The sequence below is a fragment of the Cellulomonas xiejunii genome (genome assembly GCF_024508315.1).
GTDB classification, from domain to species: Bacteria; Actinomycetota; Actinomycetes; order Actinomycetales; family Cellulomonadaceae; genus Cellulomonas; species Cellulomonas xiejunii.
In genome coordinates, this window is sequence record NZ_CP101987.1 from 1,254,496 (window position 1) to 1,267,307 (window position 12,812).

Sequence of the window (12,812 nt, forward strand, 5' to 3'; positions counted from 1 at the left end):
GCTGAGCGGATGGCCGAGCGGACGCGGGCGTGCACGGGGCCGTCACCCGGGGTGCGTGACGGTCGGGGCGACGCCACGATGGTTCGATGAGCGAAGCGGCGGACATCCAGGCGGGCGACGACGCTCCCGGCCTCGCAGCCCGCCCGGCCAGGGAGTTCTTCGGCCACCCGTTCGGGCTGTTCACGCTCTTCACGACCGAGCTGTGGGAGCGCTTCAGCTACTACGGCATGCGCGCGATCCTCTTCTACTTCCTCACCGACACGTTCGCGAACGACGGGCTCGCGCTCGACGACGCGACGGGTGCGGCGCTCGTCGCCGTGTACGGCTCCGCCGTCTACCTCGTGACCGTCATCGGCGGCTGGTTCGCGGACCGTGTCGTCGGTGCCCGCCGTGCGGTGCTCGCCGGTGGTGTCGTGATCGCCGCGGGGCACGTGAGCCTGGCGATCCCGGCGCACTGGACCGCGTACGCCGGGATCATCCTGGTCGCGCTCGGCACCGGCCTGCTCAAGCCCAACGTGTCGAGCATGGTCGGCGAGCTGTACCGGCGGGACGACCCACGGCGCGACTCGGGGTTCTCCATCTTCTACATGGGCATCAACATCGGCTCGTTCTCGGCGCCGTTCCTCGTGCAGCTCGCCCGTGGGATCGGCGGTTACCACGCGGGCTTCGCGGTCGCGGCCGTGGGCATGGCGATCGCGCTGGTGGCCTTCGTCCTCGGTCGCAAGGCGCTGCACGGGGCCGGTGACACCGTGCCCAACCCGCTGACGCGTGCCGACCGGCCGGGCGTCGTGCGCATGGGCGGGCTGATCGTCCTGGCCGTCGTCGCCGCGACGGGTCTGGCGTGGCTGGTCATGCGGTCGGGTGGCGAGACCGGGGGCGTCCTCGACGTCGTCATCGACGCCTTGTCCTACCTCGCGTTCGCCGCGCCGATCGTGATGTTCGTCGTGATGTTCCGTTCACCTCGCGTGAACGCGGCGGAGCGGTCGCGCCTCCGCGCCTACATTCCGCTGTTCGTCGCGGCGATGCTCTTCTGGATGATCTTCGAGCAGGCCTCGAACACGCTCTCGCAGTACGCCCGTGACGACACGGACACGACCGTCCTCGGCGCGACCTTCTCACCCGTGCTCTACCAGTCGGTGAACCCCGCGGCGATCATCCTGCTCGCACCCGTGTTCGCGTGGCTCTGGGTGCGGCTGGGGGACCGGCCCTCCACCGCCGTGAAGTTCGCGATCGGGCTGACGCTCGCCGCGCTGAGCTTCCTGTTCCTCGCCGGGGCCTCCGCTGTCGCCGGTGACGGGCGTTCGCCCTGGTGGGTGCTGGTGGTCGTGTACGTCGTGCAGACGCTCGGCGAGCTGTGCCTGTCACCCGTCGGGCTCGCCGCGACGACGCTGCTCGCTCCGCTCGCCTTCCGCGGCCAGGCGATGGCGCTGTGGTTCCTGGCACCGGCTGCCGGACAGGCGATCACCGCCCAGCTGATCACCGTGACCGACGGGGTCAGCCGCACCGCGTTCTTCGGCGGGATCGGGGCCGTGACGCTCGTGGTCGCCGGTGCGATGTTCGCGCTGTCGCCCTGGGTCACCCGGCGTATCCGCGAGGGCGCGGAGACGGACGAGGAGGTCGCCGCGCGCCGGTGAGCTCGTGCAGGCGCCGGTGAGCTCGTGCAGGGCGTGCCGACGCGGTGGCTTTCCACCCGGTCGTCGGCGTGTCGTCCCTCGGTGCTACGCCCTGGGGGGCGGTGCGGTCGAGCCGCGCGGGACGAGCTCCGTGGGCAGCCGCCGGTGCGTCGGGACGTCGGCGCCGGCGATCAGGTCGACGAGCAGGACGAGTGCGGCGGCGCCCATCGCCTGCAGCGGCTGCGCGACGGTCGTCAGCGGCGGGGAGCTGAGCGCCGACTCGGGGACGTTGTCGAAGCCGATGACCGACAGGTCACCGGGCACCTCGAGCCCCAGGTCGCGGGCGACGTCGAGCACGGCCAGCGCGGACAGGTCGTTGGCGGCGAAGACGGCGGTGGGGCGGTCCGGCCGGTCGAGCAGCGCGCGCGCGGGCTCCTGCGACGTCCCCCTGCGGTAGTCGCCCATCGCGACGAGAGTCTCGTCGACCGGGACGCCGGCATCCGCCATGGCGCTGCGAAAGCCCTGGTCACGAAGCCGCGCAGACGCGAGGTCGGGGCGGCCGCCGAGGTAGGCGATCCGGCGGTGGCCCAGCTCGAGGAGGTGCCGGGTCGCGAGGACCGCACCTGCGAGGTTGTCGGAGTCGACCGTCGGCATGCCGGTCGGCCCGGCGTGCGGGTCGACCGCGACCACGGGCACGCCGGGGCGTGCCTCGACGACCGTCGGGGTCACGATGATGGCGCCGTCGATGAGCGTCCCGGACAGGCGCGAGAGGTAGCGCCGCTCCCAGCCGACCTCGGCGGAGCCCCCGCCTCCCGAGTACGCGAGCAGCTCGTAGCCGGTCGCCGTGACCGCGTTGCCCGCCCCCTTGAGGAGCTCGGCGGAGAAGGGCTCGAACTCCGCCACGAGGATCCCGAGCACGTTGGTCCGGTAGGACCGCAGCGAGCGCGCGCCGAGGCTCGCCTCGTAGCCCAGGTCCGCGATCACCTCCTGCACTCGCTCAAGTGTGCGCTGCGAGACGCCGTAGCGTCCGTTGACGACCTTGGAGACAGTGGCGACGGAGACCCCGGCGGTTCGGGCGACATCGGCCATCTTGACGCGGGGGGGGCGAGTCCACGCGGTGATCATAGGACATCGTGTCGATAACGTTATCGACATCGATTGACACCACTCCTGGACCACTGTCAACCTAGGCGCCGTCCGACCTCTCAGCGACGACGAGGAGATTCAAAGATGAAGAGGACTGCGGCACTGCGCGCGGTCGCGCTCGGCGCAGCGGTAGCGATGATCGCCACCGCCTGCAGCTCCGGGAGCGCCGGCGACGACGCCACGGATGGTTCCGGCGACGAGAATGTCACCCTCACGTGGTGGCACAACTCGAACACCGGCGCTGGCAAGGACTACTACGACGAGCTGGCCGACAAGTTCGAGTCGGACCACCCTGGCGTCACGATCGAGGTCAGCGCCCTCCAGCACGAGGACATGCTGACCAAGCTCGACGCCGCGTTCCAGACGAACTCCGCGCCCGACATCTACATGGAGCGTGGCGGCGGCGAGCTCAAGTCGCACGTCGAGGCAGGTCTGACGAAGGACATCACCGAGTCGGCCGCTGACACGATCTCGGCGATCGGTGGCTCGGTCGACGGCTGGACCGTCGACGGCCGCGTGTACTCGCTGCCCTTCTCGATCGGCGTCGTCGGCTTCTGGTACAACAAGGCGATGTTCGCGCAGGCGGGCATCACCGAGAACCCGAAGACGATGGACGAGCTGTACGCCGCTGTCGACAAGCTCAAGGCCGTGGGCATCGAGCCCATCTCGGTCGGTGCGGGCGACGGCTGGCCGGCGGCGCACTACTGGTACTACTTCGGTCTGCGCCAGTGCTCCAAGGACGCGCTCGAGGCGGCCACGCAGAAGTTCGAGTTCACGGACGACTGCTGGGTGCGTGCGGGCGAGAGCCTCGAGGAGCTGATCTCGAAGCAGCCGTTCAACACGGGCTTCGAGGCCACCGAGGCACAGGGCACGCCCGAGTCGGCCTCCGGCCTCCTCGCGAACCGGAAGGTCGCGATGGAGCTCGCCGGCCACTGGGAGCCCGGCGTCATGCAGGGCCTGACGGAGGACGAGCAGGGCCTCGGCGAGGACACCGGCTGGTTCCCCTTCCCCGAGGTCTCGGGTGGCGAGGGTGACCCCGCCGCGCAGCTCGGTGGCGGTGACGCGTGGGCGTGCTCGGAGAAGTCGCCCGACGTCTGCGTCGACTTCATCGAGTTCCTCCTGGCAAGCGACCAGCAGAAGCGGTTCGCGGAGCTCGACATGGGTCTGCCGACCCTCCCGTCGGCCACGGCCTTCGTCGCAGCGCCTGAGCTTGCTCAGCTGCTGAGCTTCCGGAACGAGGCGCCGTACGTCCAGCTGTACTTCGACACGGCCTTCGGCGAGAACATCGGTGGTGCCATGAACGACGCCATCGTGTCGGTGTTCAACTCGAACGGGACGTCGCAGGGCATCGTCGACGCGATCACGTCCGCAGCTGCACTCGAGCAGTGACCGACGTGGCAGGAGACCTGACCCCCCGAAGGGGGCACGCAACCAGGGCTGCTGCCGCCACCGCAGTGAACCCGGGTGCCACCGGCCAGGCCACGGCCTGGTCGGTGGCCCCCGGGCCGCGGGGGCGCGGAGCGTCGTCCAACGCATGGCGCAAGCGCCTCGAGATCTTCTTCTTCGTCGCGCCCGCGCTCCTGCTGTTCGCCACGTTCGTCCTGCTGCCCGTGGTCCAGGCCGCGCGCTACTCGGTGTTCCGGTGGAACGGCCTCGGACCGATGGACAACTTCATCGGCTTCCAGAACTACGTCATGGCGCTGGGCGACACCGTCTTCCAGCGGTCCGTGACCAACAACCTGACGATCGCGGTCCTGTCGATCGCGATCCAGCTGCCGATCGGCGTCCTGATCGCGCTGCTGCTGAACCGCAAGTTCCCGGGACAGACCGCGATGCGCGTCATCGTGTTCGTCCCCTACGTCCTGGCCGAGGTCGTGGCCGGTGTCATCTGGAAGCTGCTGCTGCAGCCGTCCGGCGGTGTCAACGCGTTCCTCGAGGCCATCGGCCTCGGCGGCGTGACGCAGTCGTGGCTCGCCAACTCCAGCGTGGCGCTGTGGACCGTCATGGGCGTCCTCACCTGGAAGTACTGCGGTCTCGCGATCGTCCTGCTCCTCGCCGGCCTCCAGGGTGTTCCCGAGGAGCTCCACGAGGCCGCGTCGATCGACGGCGCGAGCTGGTGGCAGACGCAGCGCAAGATCACCATCCCGCTGCTCGGCCCGACCATCCGCACGTGGATGTTCCTGTCGATGATCGGTTCGCTGCAGCTGTTCGACATGGTGTGGATCCTCACCAAGGGCGGTCCCGACAACGCGACCTCCACCATGGCGACCTACCTGATCCGCCAGGGCACCGAGCGCAGCCAGTACGGCTACTCGTCCGCGGTCGCGATCATCCTCTTCGTCATCTCGTTCGTCATCGCCGGTCTCTTCCAGAAGCTCGTGATGAACCGCGACTCGGGAGACGACAAGCCGAAGCAGCGCCGGAAGAAGGTGTCCCGATGACCTCCGTCGTCGCCCCGCCGTCACGCGGCTCGCGGGGGGCCGCCCGGTCCGGTTCGCAGCGCCGTCGTTCGGTCAGCCCGTGGGTCTACGTCGCCTCCGTCCTGGTCGCCGGCATCACGCTGGCTCCGGTCGTGTACGCCGTCCTGAGCGGCTTCCGCTCGAACGGTCAGCTCGGAGCCAACCCGGTCGGGCTGCCGAACCCGTGGATCTTCACGAACTACACCGGCGTCCTGACGTCCGGGAGCTTCTGGCAGTACGCGCTCAACTCGGTCATCATCGCCGGCGTCACGACGGCGATCGTCGTGGTCGCCGGTGTCATGGCGGCCTACCCGCTGGCGCGCTACCGCTTCAAGGGGCGCCAGGCGCTGTTCAACGTGTTCGTCATCGGCCTGATGTTCCCGCTCACAGTCGCGATCATCCCGCTGTTCCTCATGGTCCGTGACCTGCAGCTCACCAACACCTACTGGGGTGTGGCGCTGCCGCAGGCGGCGTTCGCGCTGCCGATGACGATCGTCATCCTGCGGCCGTTCCTCATGGCGCTGCCGAACGAGCTGGAGGAGGCGGCGATGCTCGACGGCGCGTCGCGCATCGGCTTCTTCTGGCGGATCCTGATCCCGCTGTCGGGGCCCGGCATGGTGACCACCGGTGTGCTCGCGTTCGTGGGTTCCTGGAACGGCTACCTGCTCCCGCTGCTCCTGCTCAACGATCCCAAGCTCAAGACGCTGCCGCTCGGCGTCGCGGACTTCTCCACCCAGTACTCGGCCGACACGGCCGGAGTCCTGGCGTTCACCTCGCTCGCGGTCATCCCGGCGCTGGTGTTCTTCCTGACGATGCAGAAGCGGATCGTCAGCGGTCTGCAGGGGGCTGTGAAGGGCTGAGCCCTTCCCCCTGGCAATCCCCACCCTGGTCTGTCCGGGGGCTCCGTGCGCCGTGCGCACGGAGCCCCGGACGGCCCGTGCCCGCACCGTGGCGGACGCGCACCCGAAGGAGACAGTCCAGTGACTCAGCTCGAGCTGCCCGTCGGCACCCACGTCTCGGAGCGGGTGCGTGACCTCTTGGCCCGCATGACGCTCGAGGAGAAGCTGGCGCAGATCGTCGGCTTCTGGGAGAAGAGCGAGGGCGAGGCTGTCGCACCCCTCCAGGGCGAGTTCGAGGCCCCCCGCGGCCTCGACGACTCGATCCAGGACGGACTCGGCCACCTCACGCGCGTCTACGGCACCCGCCCGGTGGACGCTGCCGAGCGCGCCGCCTGGCTGTGGGACAAGCAGCGGTGGTTCGTCAACGAGACGCGCCTCGGCATCCCGGCGCTCGTGCACGAGGAGTGCCTCACCGGGTTGTCCGCCTGGGGTGCCGCGACGTTCCCGACGCCGTTGGCCTGGGGTGCGTCGTTCGACACCGACCTGGTGACCCGCATGGGCGAGCTCATCGGGGAGTCGATGCGCTCGCTGGGCATCCACCAGGGTCTGGCCCCCGTGCTCGACGTCATCCGCGACCCCCGCTGGGGTCGCGTCGACGAGTGCATCTCCGAGGATCCCTACCTGGTCGGCACGCTGGGCACGTCGTACGTCCGCGGGCTGCAGTCGACGGGCGTGCACGCCACGCTCAAGCACTTCGTCGGGTACTCGGCGTCCCAGTCCGGCCGCAACTTCGGCCCCGTCCACATCGGCCGCCGCGAGCTGGCGGACGTGCTGCTCGTGCCGTTCGAGATGGGCGTGCTGGACGGCGGCGTGCGCTCCGTGATGTCCGCCTACAACGAGATCGACGGCGTGCCCGTGGCCGGCAACGACGAGATCCTGACGACCCTGCTGCGTGACCGCTGGGGCTTCGACGGCACCGTGGTCGCCGACTACTTCGGAGTCGCGTTCCTGCAGCTGCTGCACCACACCGCGGCGGACCTGGGCCAGGCTGCGGGCCAGGCCCTGGCGGCCGGGGTCGACATCGAGCTGCCGACCGGCGACGCCTACCTCCAGCCGCTGGCCGCCGCGGTGCGGGCCGGAGCCGTCGACGAGGCGCTGGTCGACCGGGCGGTGCTGCGTGCGCTCGCGCAGAAGGAGGACCTCGGCCTGCTCGACGCGACGTTCGAGGACGAGCCCCCCACCGAGGTGGACCTCGACTCCCCGGCGCACCGCGAGGTCGCGGCCCTGCTCGCCGAGCGCTCGCTCGTGCTGCTCACCAACGACGGCACGCTGCCGCTCGCGCCGGACGCCCGCGTGGCCGTGATCGGCCCCAACGCCGACCGCGCTGCCGCGCTGTTCGGCTGCTACTCGTTCCTCAACCACGTGCTCGCGCACCACCCGGACGCCGCCGTGGGCATCGAGACGCCGACCGTCCTCGAGGCGCTGCGGCGCGAGCACAGCGACGGCGAGATCACGTACACCCCGGGCTGCGCGGTCGACGACGACGACCGTTCGGGCCTCGACGCGGCTGTCGCTGCGGCGAGCGCCGCGGACGTCGCCGTCCTCGTCGTCGGGGACCACGCCGCCCTCTTCGGCCGCGGCACGGTCGGCGAGGGCTGCGACCGGGACGACCTCGAGCTCCCCGGTGTCCAGCGCGAGCTCGTCGAGGCGGTGCTCGCGACGGGCACACCCGTCGTGCTCGTCATGCTCACCGGGCGTCCCTACGCGGTCGACTGGGCACTCCACCGGTGCGCCGCAGCGGTCCAGGCGTTCTTCCCGGGCGAGGAGGGCGGCAACGCCCTGGCGGGTGTCCTCACGGGCCGCGTCAACCCCTCGGGGCGGCTGCCCGTCAGCCTGCCGCGCTCCGCGGGTGCGCAGCCGTACACCTACCTGCACCCCGCGCTGGGCGGCGACGGCGACGTCACCAACCTCAGCACCGTGCCGACCCTGCCCTTCGGGCACGGCCTGTCGTACACGACGTTCACCCGCACCGACCTGCGCGTCGCGCCCGGGGCCTCGACGAGCGGCGGCCTGACGGTGACCGTCACGGTGACCAACACGGGTGACCGTGCGGGAGCCGACGTCGTGCAGGTGTACGGCAAGGACGTCGTCGCGAGCGTGACGCGGCCCGTCGCGCAGCTCCTCGGCTACCACCGCGTCGAGCTCGAGCCGGGCGAGAGCGTCGACGTGCTGCTCGCGGTCCCCGCAGCGCGACTGGCATTCACCGACCGCTCGGGCCGACGTGTCGTCGAGCCGGGCGAGCTCGAGCTGTGGGTCGGGTCGTCCTGCGCGCAGCGCGACGTCGAGGCGAGCGTCGTGCTCGCCGGCGACGTCTACCCCGTGACGCTCGACGACCCGCGCTGGACCGGCGTCACGGTCCTCTGAGACGTCCGCCGGCGGTCCGAGCAGGGGTCGCCGGCGGATCACAGGTCGGACGCGCGACACGCCGTGCGACGTGCCGAAGTAGCGTGTCGGGGCGTCACCGCGAGGTGGCGTCGTCACCCGTGCGAAGGAGACCCCCGCGATGAGCCGTCCACTGCGCTCTCGTACCTCGACCCACGGTCGCAACATGGCCGGCGCGCGTGCGCTCTGGCGCGCGACCGGCATGAGCACGGAGGACTTCGGCAAGCCGATCATCGCGATCGCGAACTCGTACACGCAGTTCGTCCCCGGGCACGTGCACCTCAAGGACATGGGCGACCTCGTCGCCGGTGCGATCCGCGAGGCCGGGGGCGTCGCGAAGGAGTTCAACACGATCGCCGTCGACGACGGCATCGCGATGGGGCACGGCGGCATGCTCTACTCCCTGCCGAGCCGGGACCTGATCGCCGACTCGGTCGAGTACATGGTCAACGCGCACTGTGCCGACGCGATCGTGTGCATCTCCAACTGCGACAAGATCACCCCCGGCATGCTGAACGCGGCGCTGCGGCTGAACATCCCGGTGATCTTCGTGTCCGGCGGGCCCATGGAGGCCGGCAAGGCCGTGGTCGCCGACGGCATCGCGAAGACGCCCCTGAACCTCGTCAACGCGATCAACTACTCGGCCGACGACGGCGTCTCCGACGAGGCCCTGGGCCGCGTCGAGGAGAACGCGTGCCCCACGTGCGGCTCGTGCTCCGGCATGTTCACGGCGAACTCGATGAACTGCCTCACCGAGGCGCTCGGGCTGTCGCTGCCCGGCAACGGCTCGACTCTCGCCACGCACACCGCGCGCCGCGAGCTGTTCCTCGAGGCAGGTCGGACGATCGTCGACCTCGCGCGTCGGTACTACGACGAGGAGGACGACACCGCGGCGCCGCGCTCGATCGCGACCAAGGCGGCGTTCACGAACGCGATGACGCTCGACGTCGCCATGGGCGGCTCGACCAACACGGTGCTGCACATCCTCGCCGCCGCGCAGGAGGCCGAGGTCGAGTTCACGCTGGACGAGATCGACGCGATCAGCCGGCGCGTGCCGTGCCTGTCGAAGGTCGCGCCCAACCACCCGGACTTCCACATGGAGGACGTCCACCGTGCGGGCGGGATCCCGGCGCTGCTGGGCGAGCTCGACCGGGGCGGGCTGCTCGACCACGACGTGACGAGCGTGCACACCCCGACGCTGCGGGCGTGGCTCGACGACTGGGACGTCCGGGGCGGCAAGGCGACGCAGCGCGCGCTCGACCTGTTCCTCGCGGCGCCGGGCGGCGTGCGCACGACCCAGGCCTTCTCGACGTCGAACGTCTGGGAGTCCCTCGACACCGATGCCGCGAACGGGTGCATCCGCGACGTCGCGCACGCGTACACGGTCGAGGGCGGCCTGGCGGTCCTGCGGGGCAACCTCGCCGAGGACGGCGCGATCATCAAGACCGCCGGGATCGACCCGGACGTCTTCCACTTCGTCGGGCGCGCGCTGGTGTGCGAGTCGCAGGACGAGGCGGTCGACAAGATCCTGCGTAAGCAGGTCGAGCCCGGGCACGTCGTCGTGGTGCGGTACGAGGGCCCCGCGGGCGGCCCCGGCATGCAGGAGATGCTGTACCCGACGTCGTTCATCAAGGGTCGCGGCCTGGGCAAGGTGTGCGCGCTCATCACCGACGGCCGGTTCTCCGGCGGGTCGTCGGGTATCTCCGTGGGGCACATCAGCCCCGAGGCGGCCGCGGGCGGCACGATCGGCCTCATCGAGGACGGCGACGAGATCGAGATCGACGTCGAGACGCGGCTCATCCGCCTCAACGTGCCGGACGCCGTGCTCGCCGAGCGTCGCGCCAAGATGGAGGCGCGCGAGAACCCGTGGCAGCCGGTCGACCGCGACCGCTACGTGTCGCCCGCGCTGCAGGCCTACGCGGCGATGGCGACGAGCGCCGACCGGGGTGCCGTGCGCGACGTGAGCCGGCTGCGGCGCCCCTGAGCGGGCGTCAGCAGGTCTCGTCGGAGCGCTCGTCCAGGACCCAGTGGCCGTCGCCCGGCTGCAGGACCACCAGGCCGCAGCTGCCGGCCGAGTACGTGACGTGCAGCACGGCCCTGTCGGCGGTCTCCTCGCGCAGCTCGACCACCGTCTCGGACGACTGGCCGGCGGCGGCGTAGAACGCCGCCGTCGCCTCGATCATGGACGGGCAGTCGGTGACGCCGGGGAACACGGCGCCGATCTCGTCGACCATGCGCTGCGCGAGCGCGGGAGTCATGTAGGCGCACGCGGTGGCCGCGTCGGGTGCGCGGCTCGCGGCGAGCCACGTGCGGAAGCTGGCCTCCGGTCCGCCGTCGTCGGCGGGGGCCGCTGGTCCGGCCTCGGCCGGGGGCGCCTGCGGGGTGGTGCTCGGTGCGGCGGTCGGCGTCGGGGTCGGGCTCGCGGCGTCGGCGGGACCGTCCTGCGAGCACCCGGACAGGAGCACGGCGCACAGGAGCGGTGCGATCATCCACGGGCGACGGGCGGTGAGGGGCATGGTCACGTCCCTATCCTGACACCGTCGCCGCCCCGTCCGGCGCCGTGCGTGCGCCGTGGCTAGGGTCGGCGCATGACGTCATCGCACGCGCAGCCGGCACCGGGCATCGACATCAAGCCGCGGTCGAGGCAGGTCACCGACGGGCTCGAGGCGACCGCCGCGCGCGGCATGCTGCGCGCCGTCGGGCTCGGGGACGAGGACTTCGCGAAGCCGCAGATCGGCGTCGCGAGCTCGTGGAACGAGATCACACCGTGCAACCTGTCGCTGGACCGGCTCGCCAAGGCCGTGAAGAACGGCGTGCACGCCGCGGGCGGGTACCCGCTGGAGTTCGGCACGATCTCGGTGTCCGACGGCATCTCGATGGGCCACGAGGGCATGCACTACTCGCTGGTCAGCCGCGACATCATCGCGGACAGCGTGGAGACCGTGATGATGGCCGAGCGCCTGGACGGCTCGGTGCTGCTGGCCGGCTGCGACAAGTCCCTGCCGGGCATGCTCATGGCTGCGGCGCGCCTGGACCTGGCGTCGGTGTTCCTCTACGCCGGCTCGATCATGCCGGGCTGGGTGAAGCTGTCGGACGGCACCGAGAAGGACGTGACGATCATCGACGCGTTCGAGGCCGTCGGGGCCTGCGCGCGCGGCCTGATGTCGCGCGAGGACGTCGACCGCATCGAGCGGGCGATCTGCCCGGGCGAGGGCGCGTGCGGCGGCATGTACACCGCGAACACGATGGCGTCGGTCGCCGAGGCGATCGGCATGTCGATCCCGGGGTCGGCCGCGCCGCCCTCGGCGGACCGGCGCCGCGACCAGTTCGCGCACCGGTCGGGCGAGGCCGTGGTCGAGATGCTTCGCCGCGGCATCACGGCGCGTCAGATCATGACGAAGGAGGCGTTCGAGAACGCGATCGCCGTCGTCATGGCGTTCGGCGGCTCGACCAACGCGGTGCTGCACCTGCTGGCGATCGCCCACGAGGCCGAGGTCGAGCTGACGCTCGACGACTTCAGCCGGGTCGCTGCCCGCGTGCCGCACCTCGGTGACCTCAAGCCGTTCGGCCGGTACGTCATGAACGACGTCGACCGCGTCGGCGGCGTGCCCGTCGTCATGAAGGCGCTCCTCGACGCGGGCCTGCTGCACGGCGACTGCCTGACGGTCACCGGGCGCACGGTGGCGGAGAACCTCGCCGACATCGCCCCGCCGGACCCCGACGGCAAGATCCTGCGGGCGCTCGACAACCCGATCCACCGCACGGGCGGCATCACGATCCTGTCCGGGTCGCTCGCCCCCGAGGGCGCGGTCGTGAAGTCCGCCGGCTTCGACTCCGACGTGTTCGAGGGGACCGCGCGCGTCTTCGAGCGCGAGCGTGCCGCGCTCGACGCGCTCGAGGACGGCACGATCCAGGCCGGTGACGTCGTGGTGATCCGGTACGAGGGCCCCAAGGGCGGCCCGGGGATGCGCGAGATGCTGGCCATCACCGGTGCCATCAAGGGCGCGGGTCTCGGCAAGGACGTCCTGCTCGTCACCGACGGCCGCTTCTCGGGCGGCACGACGGGCCTGTGCGTGGGGCACATCGCGCCGGAGGCCGTCGACGCCGGTCCGATCGCGTTCGTCCGTGACGGCGACCGCATCCGCCTCGACGTCGCCCACGCGACGCTCGACCTGGTGGTCGACGAGGCGGAGCTCGCCGCGCGGCGCGAGGGCTGGACGCCGCTGCCCCCGCGCTACACCCGGGGCGTGCTCGGCAAGTACCAGAAGCTCGTGCAGTCGGCGTCGAAGGGCGCCGTGCTGGGCTGAGCGGCG

At 71.1% G+C, this 12,812-nt stretch carries 9 protein-coding genes; 7 read left to right on the top strand and 2 right to left on the bottom strand.

All coding sequences use genetic code 11. The annotated features are described in order from the left end of the window. Positions 1–86: 86 nt before the first annotated feature. Entirely contained in the window at positions 87–1,634 is a 1,548-nt protein-coding gene (locus NP048_RS05775; RefSeq protein ID WP_227577261.1) for a peptide MFS transporter, read from the top strand. An 84-nt stretch (positions 1,635–1,718) separates the two neighbouring features. Here NP048_RS05775 and NP048_RS05780 read toward each other — a convergent pair whose 3' ends face one another. Then, positions 1,719–2,702, bottom strand: a complete 984-nt coding sequence (locus NP048_RS05780) for a LacI family DNA-binding transcriptional regulator (protein ID WP_256769470.1) — start codon at positions 2,700–2,702, stop codon at positions 1,719–1,721. Positions 2,703–2,843: 141 nt separating this feature from the next. On the opposite strand from NP048_RS05780, the gene NP048_RS05785 reads away from it, so the two are divergent. The 5 genes from NP048_RS05785 (at position 2,844) to ilvD (NP048_RS05805) (ending at position 10,483) form a co-directional block, all read left to right on the top strand. Continuing rightward, on the top strand, positions 2,844–4,148 hold the full coding sequence (locus tag NP048_RS05785; protein WP_227577263.1) for an ABC transporter substrate-binding protein: 1,305 nt from the start codon (positions 2,844–2,846) through the stop codon (positions 4,146–4,148). A 65-nt stretch (positions 4,149–4,213) separates the two neighbouring features. Beyond that, positions 4,214–5,200 (top strand): carbohydrate ABC transporter permease, encoded by a 987-nt coding sequence (locus NP048_RS05790; RefSeq protein ID WP_372456820.1) that lies wholly within the window; start codon positions 4,214–4,216, stop codon positions 5,198–5,200. Beyond that, a complete protein-coding gene (locus NP048_RS05795) occupies positions 5,197–6,078 on the top strand; it encodes a carbohydrate ABC transporter permease (RefSeq protein ID WP_227577265.1) in 882 nt (293 codons plus the stop codon). Before NP048_RS05790 ends, NP048_RS05795 begins: the two co-directional genes overlap by 4 nt. Positions 6,079–6,198: 120 nt before the next feature. After that, positions 6,199–8,481 (top strand): beta-xylosidase/alpha-l-arabinosidase, encoded by a 2,283-nt coding sequence (locus NP048_RS05800; protein ID WP_227577266.1) that lies wholly within the window; start codon positions 6,199–6,201, stop codon positions 8,479–8,481. Between the two features lie 139 nt (positions 8,482–8,620). After that, positions 8,621–10,483 (top strand): dihydroxy-acid dehydratase, encoded by a 1,863-nt coding sequence (gene ilvD / locus NP048_RS05805; protein ID WP_227577267.1) that lies wholly within the window; start codon positions 8,621–8,623, stop codon positions 10,481–10,483. A 7-nt stretch (positions 10,484–10,490) separates the two neighbouring features. Here the strand turns inward: ilvD (NP048_RS05805) and NP048_RS05810 are convergent, their stop codons facing one another. Then, positions 10,491–11,021 carry a hypothetical protein gene (locus tag NP048_RS05810; RefSeq protein WP_227577268.1) on the bottom strand — a complete coding sequence of 177 codons (531 nt, stop codon included), beginning with the start codon at positions 11,019–11,021 and terminating at the stop codon, positions 10,491–10,493. A gap of 66 nt (positions 11,022–11,087) precedes the next feature. Between NP048_RS05810 and ilvD (NP048_RS05815) the strand changes: the two genes are divergently transcribed. Then, the gene (gene ilvD, locus NP048_RS05815) at positions 11,088–12,806 is read left to right on the top strand and encodes a dihydroxy-acid dehydratase (protein WP_227577269.1); all 1,719 of its coding nucleotides are present in this window, start codon (positions 11,088–11,090) and stop codon (positions 12,804–12,806) included. Positions 12,807–12,812 lie beyond the last annotated feature (6 nt).